Source organism: Tahibacter sp., from assembly GCF_032229445.1.
Lineage (GTDB): Bacteria > Pseudomonadota > Gammaproteobacteria > Xanthomonadales > Rhodanobacteraceae > Tahibacter.
The window spans coordinates 71,505-87,008 of record NZ_JAVTWC010000039.1; the positions used below are offsets into that span (position 1 = coordinate 71,505).

A 15,504-nucleotide genomic window follows, 5' to 3' on the forward strand; every position below is an offset into this window, starting at 1 on the left:
AGTGTCTCGCCAGAAGTGCTCCGCAGGCCGGAAAACCGCTTGGCCAGCGCGTTTGCGGACATGTAGGCCGGCGCACCGCGAGGCGACTTGCTGGCTCGCCCGCATCCCCGCAACACGACGCCCGCCGCACTAGCCGCGCCGGTTTCGCTGCTATGATCGGTCCGTTCGGCGCGCGCTTGGGCGCGCCACGTTTCCTGCAGCCCGGAGTGAGTGCTCGTGCTTGAGATTCTGATGGCCGGTGGCTGGGCGATGATGCCCATCCTGATCTGTTCTGCGGTGGCGCTGGCCATCATCCTCGAGCGATTCTGGTCCCTGCGACAGAACACGGTGGCGCCGCCCGAACTCGGCGAACAGGTGCGCACCTGGGCGCGTACCCGCAAGCTCGACCCCTCCCATATCGACACGCTGAGCAAGAATTCGCCGCTCGGCGAACTGCTCGCCGCGGCCCTGTCCGTACGCAACCGGTCGCGCGAGATCATCAAGGAGCGCATCGAGGACGCCGGACGCCATGTGGTCTATCGCCTCGAGCGCTATCTGAATTCGCTGGGCACCATCGCGCTGATCTCGCCGCTGCTGGGCCTGCTCGGCACCGTCATCGGCCTGATCCGCATGTTCCTCGCCGTCATGGTGCACGGTATCGGCAATGCGCAGCAGATGGCCGGCGGCATCGGTGAGGCGCTGGTCTGTACCGCGAGCGGTCTGGTCGTCGCGGTGCCGGCCTACATCTTCCACCGTTATTTCCGCTCGCGCGTATCTGGCCTGGTCGTGGTCATGGAAAAAGAGGCCATCGCGCTGCTCGACGAACTGGCCGCGCAGCAGCAGCCTGATCCCGCTGCCGCAGCGTCCTCCGGCGTGCGCACCGCGCGTCCGGGTGCGCCCGCATGAAGCTCGGTGCACGTCGCGACGACGATTTCGAGATCAACGTGATCCCGCTGATCGACGTCATGCTGACGCTGTTGATGTTCTTCGTCCTGACCGCCACGTTCGACCAGACCGCGCGCCTGCGCGTGTCGCTGCCGCAGGCCAGCGAGGCAGCCGAGGCGGAGCCCGAGGCCGGCATTACCATCCAAGTGGACAGTGACGGGCGCTATTTCATCGACAGCAATGAAGTGCTCAACCCGAATGTCGACACGCTCAAGGACGCACTGGTGCAGATCGCTGGCGACGATCGCTCGCGGCCGGTGATGATCCGCGCCGACGCGCAGACCGCGCACCAGGCCGTCGTGACGGTGATGGATGCGCTGGGCCAGGTCGGTTTCACGCGTCTGTCCATCGCCACGACGCCGTCGAAGGAAGTGCCGAAAAAGTGAATCACGCTGCGCCGGCCAGCGCCGCGGCGGCCTATCGGCGCCTGCTCGAGTACTCCGCGCGGCACTGGCCGATCGCGACGCTGGCGGTGCTCGGCATGACGATCGACGCCGGTGCCACCGCGGGCTTCACCTGGCTGATCAAGCCGATGCTCGACGACCTGTTCGTGCATCAGGACCAGAGCACCATCTTCTGGATGCCGATCGTCATCGTCATCGTGTTCGTGCTGCGTGGTATCGCGACCTGGTTGACGGACTACGGCGTGGCCCGTGTCGGCCGCGGTGTGGTGCATCGACTGCGCGAGGAGGTATTCGCGCGCTACCTCGTCATGCCGGCCGGTTACTTCGATCGCGAGCCCTCGGGCCAGCTCATCGCACGCGTGACCTATACGGTGGAGCAGGTCGCCCAGGCCAGCACCGACGCGGTCAAGGTCATGATCGTCGACAGTCTGACCGTGCTCGGCATGCTGTTCGTGATGCTCTGGTACGGCGCGCGCCTGACCCTGGCGCTGTTCGTGATGGCGCCGCTGATTGCCGCGCTGGTCTGGTTCGTCGGCCGGCGCTACCGGCGCATCAGTCATCGCATCCAGCATTCGGTCGGCTCGGTCACGGGGATCGTCGAGGAAGTCGTCGGCGGCCAGCGTGAGGTCAAGGTCTACGGCGGCCGCGACTACGAGCAGCAGCGCTTCGCCGAGATCAACGACCAGAATCGCCGCCTGAATCTCAAGGTCGCGTCGACCAACGCACTGTCGACCGCCCTGGTGCAGATCATTGCCGCCTGCGCGCTTGCGGCCGTGGTGTTCTTTGCCACGCGGCCGAGCATGCTTGCCACGATGACTGCAGGCAGCTTCATGGCAACGATCACGGCCATGATCGCGATGCTGCCCTCGCTCAAGCGCCTGACCACGGTACAGGCCATGATGCAGCGCGGCGTGGCTGCGGCGCAGGATCTGTTCGCCATCGTCGATGCGCGCGGCGAAACCGATGCTGGTACGCTGCAGGTGGAACGCAGCCGGGGCGAGATCGTGTTACGGCACGTATCGCTGCGCTATCCGGGCGCGAGTGCGAACGCGCTGCGCGACATCGACCTGGTCTGTCCGGCGGGCAAGGTCACGGCACTGGTCGGCCGCTCCGGTAGCGGCAAGACCACGCTGGCGAACCTGATCCCGCGCTTCTACGAACCTGACTCGGGCCAGCTGCTGCTCGACGGACGGCCTTCGACGGAATGGGCGCTGGACAGCTTGCGCAGTCAGATTGCACTGGTCAGTCAGCATGTGGTTTTGTTCAATGATTCCATTGCGCGCAACATTGCCTACGGCGCACTCGGCGGTGCGTCGCGCGAACACATCCTGGCCGCGGCCGAGGCAGCGAACGCGCTGGAATTCATCCAGCGCCTGCCTGACGGCCTGGACAGCAAGGTCGGCGAGGGCGGGGCATTGCTCTCGGGCGGGCAGCGCCAACGCATCGCTATCGCGCGCGCGATCCTGAAGAACGCGCCGATCCTGATTCTCGACGAGGCGACCAGCGCGCTGGATACCGAGTCCGAGCGCCTGATCCAGGACGCGCTGGCCCGGCTCATGCGCGAACGCACGACGCTGGTCATCGCCCATCGTCTGAGCACGATCGAGCACGCCGACCAGATCGTCGTGCTGGACCAGGGCCGCATCGTCGAGACCGGGCGTCATGACGAACTGCTCGCCCAGGGCGGTCATTACGCGGCGCTGCACCGCATGCAGTTCCACGAAGCGACCGGCTGATGGACACTTCGCGAAACGGCGAGATGCATGCGGCACGGCGATGCGCCGCCCGCGACCGGGCAGCCAGGCGCTTGATCGGCGGAGACGAGCCCGGACCCGCGCCGGACTCGCCGACCCGAACAACCGCCGGGTGGCGTTTGTTCAAGTGGCTGCGATGAGCGGCGCGCGGCGCGAGGCAGTCTGGTATCACGGCGCGGACGTGCCGTTGTCCTGGCGCATGCTCGCGCGAGTCTATGGTGGCGTTACAGCGCTGCGCCGCGGTGCCTACGCGCACGGCTGGCTGCGCTCGTACGCGGTCGGCAAGCCCGTGGTCGTGGTCGGCAACCTCAGCGTCGGCGGCACCGGCAAGACCCCGCTGACCCTCGCGCTGGTGCGCGCGCTCGCCGCGCGCGGCCTGCGTGCCGGCGTGGTAAGTCGCGGCTATGGCGGCAACGCGACGGGACCGTTGCTGCTCGACGCCGCCTCCACGCCGCAGCAGGTCGGCGATGAGCCGCTGCTGATCCACGCGCGCAGCGGCGCGCCGGTGGCCATCGGCCGCGATCGCGTCGCGGCGGCCCGACTGCTGCTGACCAGCGCGCCGGTCGACGTGATCCTCGCCGACGACGGCCTGCAGCATTATCGCCTGCGTCGCGACGTGGAGATCTGCGTAATCGACGGTGCGCGCCGCTTCGGCAACCGTCGGCTATTGCCGGCCGGGCCGCTGCGCGAGCCGCTGTCGCGACTGGACCGCGTGGATTTCCGCGTCTGCAACGGCGGCCTCGCGCGCGCCGACGAAGTGCAGCTTCACCTGCGCGACGAGGGCGCAAGCGCGCTGCGCAGCGGCGAGCACGTCGCCCTGGAGTCGTTCGCTCACCGTCGCGTACACGCGGTGGCCGGAATCGGCAATCCGCAACGATTCTTCGACAGCCTGCGTGCCTGCCGCATCGAAGTGATCGAGCATGCGTTCGCCGACCATCACCTGTTCCGCCCCGACGACCTGGCCTTCGATGACGGTCTGCCTGTGCTGATGACAGAAAAAGACGCAATCAAATGTCGCGCGTTCGCACAGACGAACTGGTGGCAGGTGTCGGTGCAGGCCCAGCTGCCGGAGCGCTTTCTGGACGCGCTGGCGCAGCGCATCCTCGCCGTGTGAGCGACGGCCAGCCAGTAGGGTGAAGCGGAATCCGCCGCTGCGCCCGAAGCTGATGGCGCCGCGATCGGTTCAGGTGGCCCGGCGCAGATCCGCCCGGATACTTGAGCTTCGTCGCGTAACCCCAATCCTTGTTTTCTCACGCACGGCTCCCGCGCCACGGTGAGTGTGCGGACGTGCTCGATCGTTCTCGGCCGTCCCAGCCCTCGGGCGGACTGTGTTGCCCCCTCTCACGACGCTTTTCGGAATCCTGCCGTGCTCGACCTGCGCTTCGACAATGCCTTCGTCCGCGAACTGCCCGCCGACCCGGAAACCGATGCGCGACCGCGTCAGGTGATCGGCGCGCTGCATTCCCGCGTGGTGCCGACGCCGGTCGCGGCGCCACGCGTGCTGGCCTGGTCGCGCGAGACGGCGGAGCTGCTCGGTATGGACGCGACGGACGTAGAGTCCGCGGCGTTCGCCGAGATCTTCGGCGGCAATCGGCTGCTGCCCGGCATGCAGCCGTACGCGGCGAATTACGGCGGTCATCAGTTCGGCAACTGGGCTGGACAGCTTGGCGACGGCCGCGCGATTTCGCTCGGCGAAGCCATCAACGCCGAGGGGCGGCGCTGGGAGCTGCAGCTCAAGGGTGCGGGCCTGACGCCGTATTCGCGTGGAGCGGATGGCCGCGCGGTGCTGCGCTCGTCGATTCGCGAGTTTCTCTGCAGCGAGGCCATGCATCACCTCGGTGTGCCGACGACGCGTGCGCTGTGCCTGATCGGCACCGGTGAAAGCGTGGTCCGCGACATGTTTTATGACGGCAATGCGCGTGCCGAGCCGGGCGCGATCGTGTGCCGGGTTGCACCGTCCTTCATTCGCTTCGGCAACTTCGAACTGCCGGCGTCGCGCGGCGATACGGCGCTGTTGCGCCAACTCGCGGATTTCACGATACGGCGCGATTTCGCCGACTTCGCCGCGCGGTATGCGCCCGGCAGCGAGGCGCTGTATGCGGCCTGGTTCGGCGAAGTCTGTGCGCGCACGGCGGGGCTGGTCGCGCACTGGATGCGCGTGGGCTTCGTTCACGGCGTCATGAACACCGACAACCTGTCGATACTGGGTCTCACGATCGACTACGGCCCCTATGGCTGGATCGACGACTTCGATCCGGACTGGACGCCGAACACGACCGACCGGGAGCGGCGTCGCTACCGCTTCGGGCAACAAGTACAGATTGCGTACTGGAACCTCGGCCGTCTGGCCGGCGCGATCGCGCCGCTGTTCGACGACCACGATTCCCTGCACGCCGGCCTGCAGCGCTACGTCGATACCGTCGTCGACGCCGATCGCGGACATATCGCCGGGAAGCTCGGCCTGCTCGACTGCAGTGACGACGACGTCGCGCTCATGCAGGCATTGCATGCGCTGCTGCACGAGAACGAGGTCGACATGACCGTGTTCTTCCGCCATCTCGCCGATGTCGATGTGCTGGCCGGCGACATGACCCCGCTGCGCGATTCGTTCTACGACGAGGACAAGTACGCGGCCTCGCAGGCGGCGTTCGCGGCCTGGCTGAAGCGCTATGCACAGCGGCTCGCGCAGGAAGCCCTGCCCGCAGCACAGCGGCGCGCACGCATGAACAGGGTGAATCCGCGCTACGTGCTGCGCAACTATCTCGCGCAGCAGGCAATCGACCGCGCGGAGCAGGGCGACCTCACCGGCGTGCATGACCTGCTCGACGTGCTGCGCCGCCCGTATGACGAGCAGCCCGGCCGCGAGGCCTTCGCGCAGCGGCGTCCCGACTGGGCGCGATCGCGCGCCGGGTGTTCGATGTTGTCGTGCAGTTCGTGATTCGACGGAACCTGCGGCGAGCCGCGTTCCATGACAGCGCCGCGTACCGTCAGCCGGGCCGGCCTGTCGCGTACTGACGATAGGCACTGCAATAACCGCGTCGCCGGATGCCGATAGCCTTCACCTGACGGTCCATCGCGCGCCTCGTTGTCGCTGCATCGTCACAGTAATGCATTGCGGTTATGTGACAACCGCATCGGTCATCGTTTCACACCTCGTACTGAAATATTTTCGTAACGAGCCCGACATACCCTGCGCGCCTCACCCACGCTAACGGGCTTTTAACCATGAAACTGCGTACCCCGCGCCTTCTCGCTCTCGCCGTCGCCGCGGCGCTGGCAGGAACCGCCCAGGCAGAAATCGCGATCGACGTGATCAACGGCAGCGAAATCAGTCTGGAAGGACTGATGCAGGCCGACGGCAACTGGTTCGACAACGACTTCACCGATCTCAATGCGGCTTCGCCCGCCGGCAACGATGGCAAGGACAGCGAGTTCGACATGCGTCGCGCCGAAGTCATCCTCAAGGGCAAGGGGGGGCGCTTCGATTGGACCGCAGGCTACGACGGCAAGGCCAACAAGTGGCTGGACGCCAATATCAAGTGGAAGCTCGGCACCAACTATGTTCTGGCCGGCCAGTACAAGCAGCCCAACAGCCTGGAAGAGCTGACCAGCACGCGCCACAACGATTTCATTGCCAAGGCCATGGTCACCAATCTGTTCGGTGTTGCGCGGCGCGTCGGTGTCGCCTACGGCGATGACGGCACGAACTTCGGCTATCAGGTCAGCATGTTCGGCCGCGAGCTGACGCGCAACCTCAACCAGGGCCCGGGCTTCGGCGGCCGCGTCTACTTCGCGCCGATGGCCGAGACTGGCAACATTCTCCACTTTGGTCTTTCCGCGGTCGACTACGACACCGACGCCGACACCGCGCGACCGCGCGTGCGTCCGGACGCCGATCAGGCCACCGCGCGCCTCATCGACACCGGCAATATCCTCAATGCCGACCGCCAGCGCACTATCGGTCTTGAAGGTCTCTGGGTTGGCGGTCCGCTCAAGGTGCAGGGCGAATACATGCGCTCGCGCATCTCGCGCACCGAGGCGACTACGGCGCCCGACTGGACCGGCGACAGCTGGTATCTCTACGGCGTGTGGAACCTGACCGGCGAGACCTGGGGCTACAAGGCCGGCCTGCCGACCACGACCCTGCCCGACAATCCCAGCAGCGGCATGTGGCAGATCGGCCTGCGCTATGACGCGACTGACCTGAACGACGGTCCCATCCTCGGTGGTGAAGAACGCAACCTGACCCTCGGCGTCAATTGGTACTGGCGCTCCAACTTCAAGTTCATGGTCAACTACGTCAAGGTCGACAGCAGCAAGTACGTCAGCGCGCTGCGCGCCGAACGCGACGACGATCCGAGCATTCTCGAAGCGCGCGCCCAGTTCTATTGGTGAGCCTTCGATCCGAGTGACGCAGGTGGCGCCGCGGGGCAGGGATGCCTCGTGGCGCTTTTTGCGTCGGGGCGGCCGTCCGACGATTCCACTGTGGCGATGCACTAGGCAGAATCGGCCCATGCGCCTGTGTCTGTCCATGATCGTGAAGAACGAATCGGCCGTGATCGAACGCTGCCTGCGTTCGGTTCTGCCGTACGTCGACAGCTGGGCCATTGCCGACACCGGTTCGACCGACGGCACGCAGGACATCATTCGTCGCGTGTTGCAGGACAAGCCGGGTGAGCTGATCGAGCGACCCTGGGTCGACTTCGCCCACAACCGCAACGAAGCACTGGCGCTTGCCCGCCAGCACGGCGAGATGGCCCTGGTCATCGATGCCGACGAAGTGCTGCAGGTCGCCGACGGCGCGGCCCGACCGGATCCAGCGCTGCCAGGGCACCTGTTCGAGTATCTGTTCGGCGTCACGCGCTACTGGCGCGTCTGTATCGCGCGCCTGGATCTCGACTGGCATTGGGAAGGCGTGATGCACGAGGTGCTGGTTTCGGCGCATGCGGCGCAGGTCAGCAGACTGCCGGGCTGGCAGGTCGCGACGTTCGCCGATGGCGCGCGCAGTCAGCTGCCAGCCAGCGCGAAATATGGCCGCGACGCGGAGATCCTGCTACGCGCGCTGGAACGCGAGCCGAACCACGCGCGCAACGCGTTCTATTATGCGCAAAGCCTGCGCGACGCGGGCCGCCCTGTCGATTCCATCCGCGCCTACCGGAGCCGCGTCGAACTGGGTGGCTGGGACGAGGAGGTCTACTACGCCAAGCTGCAGATCGCCCTGCTGCTGGAGCGCACCAACGCGGCCTATGCCGACATCGCCGCCGCTTACCTCGATGCCTGTGACCATCGCGCGTCGCGCGGCGAGGCACCCTGCGAGTTCGCTCGCTATCTTCGTCTGCAGCAGCGCTACCGCATGGCCACACTCTTCGCGCGTCTGGCGCTGGATCTGCCGGCCAGCGACGACGTTTTGTTTGTCGACAGCGCCGTGCAGGCCTGGCGTGCCAAGGACGAACTCGCCGTATCGAGCTGGTATTGCGGTGACGGCGCGCTCAGCGCGCGTCTGTGCGAGGAGTTGCTGTCCGACGGCGAGTTGCCAGAGAGCGAACACGAACGAGTCGAAACCAACCTCGGCTTCGCGCGCACGCTGGCCGGGCAGGTCTAGTCCGTATTTCTCACACCCCTTCTACTGCGGCCGCCGATACGCTCGCCCTGACGCGCGCTGCTCCCTCGTGTCGGCTCGACGTAGTGTCGGCTACGCCTTCGCCGTCACTCAGTCCGCGGCGCGCATCAGGACGGCGTCTCGACGGCCTCGCTACGAACGGGTGTGAGAAATGCGGGCTAGTGTCCTGTCGCGCAAATACGAGTGAATGATTCCGGCGGATTGACCATCCGGAATTTCTCCAACGTATTTGCGGGACATTGGCTGCCGGTGCAGTCCGACGCGGCCGGGACGATGTCGCGGCCGCTCGGCACCGGCATCAGTTCGACCGCCACTGCACCTCGTCGATATACGCATTCACGCTGAACGTCGTATGTGCGCGTTCGAGCCAGATCGCGTCCAGCGTGACGTTTGCCGCATCGATTGCGCCGTTGCCGCCGACCCACGCGTCCCATTGGTTCGCGTCAGCAAGATTCCACTCGACGTAGGTCCAGGTGTTTGCCGCGACGCTGCGCAGCGTGGAGCGCTCGGTCGCGGCACCATCGTCGATGCCGACGCCGACAGTGAAGCCGCTGCCGCCGACGTAGACCCAGAAGCCGACGCGGCCGTTGCGTGCGACGCTGGTATTGCTGCCCGGCGTGCCGCTGCCGGAAAGAAAGCGTACGGCCCATGCCTGTGTGTTGCCGGGATTGTCGATCAGGGTCAGGTGTTCCGAACAGTTGCCGACGCGTGCGATGGAGCAGTCGCGTTCGGCTGTGGACGTCGCATTGATGCCCGTGGTGCTGCCCGAATAGCTCGGCGTCGAGGCGAAATGGCCCTCGCTGCTCTCGAAGGTATCGAGTACGCGGGTGGTGCCGCCGCCCGAACCGGGGTTCAGCAGGCCGTAATAGCGCGGCCAGTCCCAGTTGATGCCCGGATCGGTATGCGTGTTGTTCGGGAAATGCTGGTGGCCCTTGATGCGGATCGTGCTCGACAGGACCACGACGCCGCTGTGCGCCGGACCGTTGTAGGCGGTCGCGCAGTTGATGCCGTAGCGCGCGCAGAAATGCCGGGTCAACGCCGACGAGGCGTTGTACATCGCTGTTGTATACCAGCTCGCATTGTTGACATAGCCCTCATGCTCTATGCCCAGCGTATAGCTGTTCTCACTGCCTATGTGATGCGCGGCCTGGGATTCGCGCACCATCTGCGTGATCTGGCCGTCGGAACTGCGGATGAGGTAGTGCGCACTGACCGAGTTCGGGTTGTTCGTGAACCACGAAATGCTGCCGGCGTAAGACCCCTGCATGGTGTGGATCGCGACGGCTGAGGCGGATTGGCTGCGCGCATGGAAGTAGGGCGATGCGACCCATAGCGCGGGCGCGTAGTCGGTGCTGGCGAGTACCGGCCCGGCGGAGTCTGCGGCCGTGGTCAGTGCCTCGGTCACCGGGTCGACGCGATAGCCGTCTACCTCGATGCGGCCGCGTTGCAGGTCCAGGCGGACGAATGGCGCGCGCTGGCGTAGCAGGGCCTCGGGCGCGAATTCGCGTTCCCAGGCAATCGGTCGGGGGGCAACGCGAATGCCGTTGTCGTCGACGCCGCGATCCAGTGTCAGCAGCACGTCGTAGGCGAACGCTTCGCGGGCGAATTCGCTGATCGAGTCTGCGTCAACGGCGCCCGTCTTACCGTCGCCGTGTCCGGCGTAGGCGCGCAGCAGGTCCGCATCGCTGGCGCCGCGCGCCAGCGTTAGGCGCAGCTCGTCCAGCAGGGCGGCGGCGCCCATCACGTTCCAATAGGGATCATTCTCGACCTGCATCTTCGCGACGCCGAGCAGACGCGCGGCGGCGCCGGCCTGATCGCGAAAGCCGTTGCCAGTGTAGAGGCCCATCAGTCCCGCGGCGGTGGGCGCTTCGGCCAACCGCTGCGTCGCGCCGTCGAGCATGACCCAGCGGCTTTGCACGTAGGCGATCGCTTCGAGCGAGCCGGCAGGCAGCTGTGGATAACGCGCGTAGGCCGCGGCGAATAGCACCGGGAAATCGCGCCGCACGTCGGCCAGCGTAGCCAATTCGGCGGCGACGTTCGCATCCTGGGCGGCATCTGTGCGGTAAGACGGATCGAGCGCCTGCGACCAGGCGGGCGCAGCAGCAGTGAGGAGCAGAATGGAAACAGCGAGGGTCAGGCGGGAACGACGCATGCGGGCTTCTCCAGAGGACGGCTGTGTTCGATGGGCTGCCGGCGCACGCCGCATTTGAGCAGCGTGTCGGCTATTCGTTGTCGATCAGGTTCGGCCGCCCCCGCAGCCGCAAACCGTGATGCCCAACCCTGCACTGGTTGGGCGGCGGCGTCATTCCAAAACGGTTCCAATTGCATGATCAGGTGCAAAGAGCGTGAGCCGCACCACTCGCACGTCGGGCGCTACGGCATTGGGCGACCGCGCCGTCGTGCTCGTGACAAATAGCACCTATGGGTGCGCTGGTGCTGCGGAAAGCATCGCATTGTCGCTGCGGTGCTCACATCGGAGCACGACGCGCGTCGCGGTCGGAAATTTCGCAGGGTCCGTCAAGGGTGCTGTTTGCGGCAGCGCCGCAAGCGGCAGCGCCGCAAGCGGCAGCGCCGCAAGCGGCAGCGGATGCCCTTGCGCGGATGAACCTGTCTTGATGCCGGCACGGCCTGCGCGGCCCGACAGCATACGCAGGCAGTCGCGGCCAAAGTGGTCGACGTGCAGTGCCGCGCTTTCAGGTTGAGTGTTTGATCTGAAATAAGCAGAACTGTTTGGCAGTCCACAATGATCCGCTCTCGTCAGGCCCGACCGTCTTCACTAGAATCGTCCGACGGTATGGCCGGGGGGCTGTGCCGCCGCAATGTCTGTCGCAACAGTCGCGCTCGCGCGCGACGCGGCTGCGCGTGTCCACAGGATGACTGCGGGCGCGAGCGCCATGGGGGAGTGGCCGAACGGTGCAATACCACGTTGCCGATATTGTGCTGGACAGTGCGTCGCGCCTGGTCAGCGGTCCGCAGGGCCGGCTGCCGGTGCCGCGCCGCGTATTCGATTGCCTCGTCTATCTCATCGAGCGTCGCGAACGCGCCGTCGCACGAGACGAGCTCATTCTCTATGTGTGGAAGAGATCCAACGTATCGGATACGCAATTGGCGCAGACCGTGCTCCGTGCACGGCGCCTGCTGCGTGACGACAGCAGCGAGCAGCGTCAGATCCGCACCGTGCCCGGATTCGGCTATCACTGGGTCGGCACCGTCGCATACGCCGAGGGAGGTGAGCCGGATGCTGCCGCAACGCCGCCTGCGATTTCCGGCGCCGTAGCTGACGAAAGCACGGCCGACGTTCCGCCGCACCCGCCGCTGCAATCCCGAACCATGGCGGACCCTGCGCCGCCCGTCGATCTACGCCAGGGACCGAGTGCAGCGGAATCGCCGCTCGTGTCGCCCGTCTTGGCACGCTGGCGCAGCGGACTATGGCTCGCAGCGTCCGTAGCCGTAGCCGCGACGATCCTGCTGCTGAAGCTCGCCGCGACCTATCTGCCGTCCGGTGTCGCCGCCGCTGCGGCGGTGCCACGACGTGTCGTGATCCTGCCGGTGGAGATGGATCCAGCGGCTGCCGCCGACGTGGCGTGGGCGCGGCTTGGTCTCATGGATTTGCTGGCCTCGCGCCTGCGCGCGCAGGGGCTCGTGGTGCCACCGAGCGAAAGTGTGCTCGCTGCGCTGGCCGCGTTGCCGCCACCGCCGCCGGGAACCGCGCTGCGTCCGCAGATGCTCCAGGTCGATCTGCTGCTGCAGCCGCGGCTCTCGCGTCTCTCCTCGGGCTGGGAATTCAGCCTGGAAGGACGTCGCGCGAACGGGGCGGACCTGCACCTGCAGCACCAGCATCCGCAGGTACTGCAGGCCGCTGCGGCCGTCGGTGATACCCTGATCGCCAACCTCGGTCAGATCCAGGCGGGCGGGAGCGACAGTAGCAGCGAGACCGCGCTGCGCTTACGCGCCGCGCTACTCGGCAACGAGCTGGAAACGATCCGCGGCTGGCTCGCCGCTCTGCCGCCGGCGCAGCGCAGCGATCGCGAGACGCGCTACCTCGCCGCCGAACTCGACTACCGCGCAGGCCGCCTGGGCGAATCGCGAGCCGCACTGGACGACTTGCTGCGCGACGCGGAGCTGGCGGCTGATACTGCCTTTCGCGGACGCGTGCTCGCGGCGCGGGGTTCGATCGCGATGCGCCAGCGCGACGATGCGGCGAGCGAGAGGGATTTTGCGGCGGCGATCGCCGCGTTGGCCGACCGGGGGGGCCGCGACCTCGGTCGTGCGCTCATGGGGCGCGGTGGCATCGCGCTGCGTCAGCAGCGGCTGGCCGACGCGCAGGCCGATCTGTCGCGTGCGCGTAGTCTGCTCGACGCGGCCGGCGACGATCTCGGTGTCGCGCGCGCGGAGGTGAATCTGGCGCTGCTGGATCGCCGCCAGGGGCGCCCGCTGGAAGCGCTGGACCAATTGCAATCCGCCGCGACGCGCTTCGGCAACTACGCGGCCATCAACGAGTTGAGTGCGACCCTCGGCAGCATCGTCGATCTGCAATGCGGCTTGTTGCGCTGGGACGATGCACTGGCCAGCAGCGATCGTGCGCAACGCCTGCTGCCGCGGTTGATCGACCGGCAGCTGCGCACGCGCGTACTGCACGCGCGCGCAGAGGTACTGCTCGGCCTCGGGCGGCTCGCCGAAGCCGGCGCGACGCTCGAGGCCGTCGGCCGCGAGGAAGCCGCTGGCGACGCCGATGCGGCGCGCAGCGAACTGCTTGCCGCGGAACTCGCGTTTACCCGTGGCGAGCGTGCAGCGGCAACCCGTGCGCGCAGCGTGCTGATGCGCATCGATGCACCGCCCGACCTGAGGTTGCGCGCCGCTCAAATTCTGCAGGCGCTGCCCTCGCCGCTGCCGGAATTCGCCATGGCGGCGATGGAAAATGGGCCAGTGGAAGACGTGGATGCCTGGCTGTTGCGCGGACTCTCGCACCAGTCGCGCCACGATTACTCGAAGGCGGAAAACAGCGTGCGCGAAGGCCTGCAACGGGCCACCGCGCTGCGCGATCTGCGAGAACAACGCCAAGCGGCGCTCGCGCTGGCCGGTCTGTTGTCGACGCATGGACGCAGCAGTGAAGTGTTGTCATTGGCCGCTCCGCTGGCCGCACAGGCGTCGCGTGATTACGACACGGCACTGCTGTTTGCGCGCCTGCACCGCGAAGCGTCGGACGCGGAGAACTGGCGAACCGCGCTGCACAGAGCCTCGGCCCTGGCCGGCGAACGCCGAGTGCCGGAGTCGTTGTCGCTGCCGTGGCAGCCGGAGGACGAGCACGTGCCCGTTCCGCAGGTCGCGCGCGCAGCACTGCGCTGAAAGAAAATATAAGTACGTGTGCATGTATACCCATTGCTACATTGGCATCGGCGTGGTCAGCGGCGGTCTCACCAGCAGCCCTTCGTACCCACCTCCCAACTCCGGCAGTCGCCTGGCAGTCGACGCCGCTGCAGGAATCGCGGCGGTCTGAGGTCGTCGGTTCCGGCATCAGAAGCCACGGCGAATCCGCCTGAGTCCTCGATTCCCAATCGGCCTGTGACCGTGACGCCGGCAAACGCCTGCAGAGCACCGTGTCGTGCCTGCAGGCATTGGTCACGCGATTGCCGTTGGCGTCTTTGACGTTGGACAGGCGCGGACCGTCGGGATCGGGCTCGGCGAAGTGATAGCGCGTGCCGTTGCGGGCGATGAAGTCGAACAGGTACGCGGGGTGCGCGTGCTTCGAGTAGAGCATCGATTGCCATCGGACTACGCTCGGCATTCCGACTGCATCCGACCGATTGCGCATGCTGCTGAACATCGCTTTGCTGCTGATCACGGCCGTGATCTGCGCCTGCTGGATCGCCGACTTTCGTAGCCGCCGATATCATCCCAGGCGGTGTCGGACGATCCGCACAAATGATGGCGCCGGCCCCGCACCGCGCAGCCAGCGCAAACCCGATGGGGTGAGCCGAGAATTGATGCGGCTCAAGGCGCTTTCACCGGAACTGGGTTGTCGCGTGATTGCCGAGGTGTTCAACCGGCAGTTCGCCGATCGGCGAATCAGCGTCAGCAAGAGCTATGTCGCGCAGGTGCTGCGGCGGCACCTTTCCGAGATCGCGTATCTGCGTCAGACGTTCAAACACCGCGTGCCACCGGAGGGGCCGATCAATCGAACCTGGGCGATGGATCTGACCGGCAAGGCGCAGCGTGATGGGATGCAGCATGTGATTCTCGGTGTGCTCGATCATGGCAGCCGGGCGCTGCTGACGTTGAGCGATGTGGCGGACAAGCGCAGTCTGACGATCTTGCGGGCGCTGATCGCCCTGTTCCGCCGCTACGGTATTCCGCGGCACATCCGCATCGACAACGAAGCGTGCTTCGTCTACCGCGGATTGTCGCTCGCGCTCAACCTGCTCGGTGTTCGGCTGCAGCGGATACAGCCGCACTGCCCGTGGCAGAACGGTCGTATCGAGCGACTGTTTGGCACGCTGAAAAGGCAGCTAGATCGGGTCTGCATCGTGGACACCGAGGATCTGCGCCGGAAGCTGGTCGAGTTCCGCCTGTGGTACAACCACGCGCGGCCGCATCAGCATCTGCGTGGCCGGACGCCGGCCGAAGCCTGGGACGGGCGTGCGAAGGCAACCGGGCCCATGGAGCGCTGGTGCGCTTGGGACGGGCAGCTGGTCGGCTGGTTTTGCTCGGGATAGCGTTGTTGGGGTTGTGTTACCGAAGGGGGGGGGGCCGCGTCAGAATAGTTGTCGCCCCGATAAACTCACCAAGCTGGGGCGAAGGAAGA

At 66.4% G+C, this 15,504-nt stretch carries 10 protein-coding genes; 9 read left to right on the top strand and 1 reads right to left on the bottom strand.

The window, feature by feature from the left end; genetic code table 11:
- Nucleotides 1–216: 216 nt before the first annotated feature.
- From RUU78_RS08615 to RUU78_RS08645, 7 genes are all read left to right on the top strand, one after another.
- The gene (locus RUU78_RS08615; protein WP_313915623.1) at nucleotides 217–885 is read left to right on the top strand and encodes a MotA/TolQ/ExbB proton channel family protein; all 669 of its coding nucleotides are present in this window, start codon (nucleotides 217–219) and stop codon (nucleotides 883–885) included.
- The gene (locus RUU78_RS08620; protein WP_313915625.1) at nucleotides 882–1,310 is read left to right on the top strand and encodes a biopolymer transporter ExbD; all 429 of its coding nucleotides are present in this window, start codon (nucleotides 882–884) and stop codon (nucleotides 1,308–1,310) included. Before RUU78_RS08615 ends, RUU78_RS08620 begins: the two co-directional genes overlap by 4 nt.
- Nucleotides 1,307–3,064, top strand: coding sequence for a lipid A export permease/ATP-binding protein MsbA (msbA, locus tag RUU78_RS08625; RefSeq protein ID WP_313915627.1), 1,758 nt, complete (start codon nucleotides 1,307–1,309; stop codon nucleotides 3,062–3,064). Before RUU78_RS08620 ends, msbA begins: the two co-directional genes overlap by 4 nt.
- Before the next feature lie 154 nt (nucleotides 3,065–3,218).
- A complete protein-coding gene (gene lpxK, locus RUU78_RS08630; protein ID WP_313915642.1) occupies nucleotides 3,219–4,196 on the top strand; it encodes a tetraacyldisaccharide 4'-kinase in 978 nt (325 codons plus the stop codon).
- Nucleotides 4,197–4,448: 252 nt separating this feature from the next.
- The gene (locus tag RUU78_RS08635) at nucleotides 4,449–6,020 is read left to right on the top strand and encodes a YdiU family protein (RefSeq protein ID WP_313915629.1); all 1,572 of its coding nucleotides are present in this window, start codon (nucleotides 4,449–4,451) and stop codon (nucleotides 6,018–6,020) included.
- A gap of 287 nt (nucleotides 6,021–6,307) precedes the next feature.
- Complete coding sequence (locus tag RUU78_RS08640) at nucleotides 6,308–7,477, top strand: OprO/OprP family phosphate-selective porin (RefSeq protein WP_313915631.1); 1,170 nt, start codon at nucleotides 6,308–6,310, stop codon at nucleotides 7,475–7,477.
- A 118-nt stretch (nucleotides 7,478–7,595) separates the two neighbouring features.
- The gene (locus tag RUU78_RS08645; protein ID WP_313915632.1) at nucleotides 7,596–8,684 is read left to right on the top strand and encodes a glycosyltransferase; all 1,089 of its coding nucleotides are present in this window, start codon (nucleotides 7,596–7,598) and stop codon (nucleotides 8,682–8,684) included.
- Between the two features lie 316 nt (nucleotides 8,685–9,000).
- Here the strand turns inward: RUU78_RS08645 and RUU78_RS08650 are convergent, their stop codons facing one another.
- Complete coding sequence (locus RUU78_RS08650; RefSeq protein WP_313915634.1) at nucleotides 9,001–10,854, bottom strand: peptidoglycan recognition family protein; 1,854 nt, start codon at nucleotides 10,852–10,854, stop codon at nucleotides 9,001–9,003.
- Between the two features lie 761 nt (nucleotides 10,855–11,615).
- On the opposite strand from RUU78_RS08650, the gene RUU78_RS08655 reads away from it, so the two are divergent.
- Both RUU78_RS08655 and RUU78_RS08660 read left to right on the top strand, forming a co-directional pair.
- The gene (locus RUU78_RS08655; protein WP_313915636.1) at nucleotides 11,616–14,048 is read left to right on the top strand and encodes a winged helix-turn-helix domain-containing protein; all 2,433 of its coding nucleotides are present in this window, start codon (nucleotides 11,616–11,618) and stop codon (nucleotides 14,046–14,048) included.
- A gap of 464 nt (nucleotides 14,049–14,512) precedes the next feature.
- Complete coding sequence (locus tag RUU78_RS08660; protein ID WP_313915638.1) at nucleotides 14,513–15,415, top strand: integrase core domain-containing protein; 903 nt, start codon at nucleotides 14,513–14,515, stop codon at nucleotides 15,413–15,415.
- Nucleotides 15,416–15,504 lie beyond the last annotated feature (89 nt).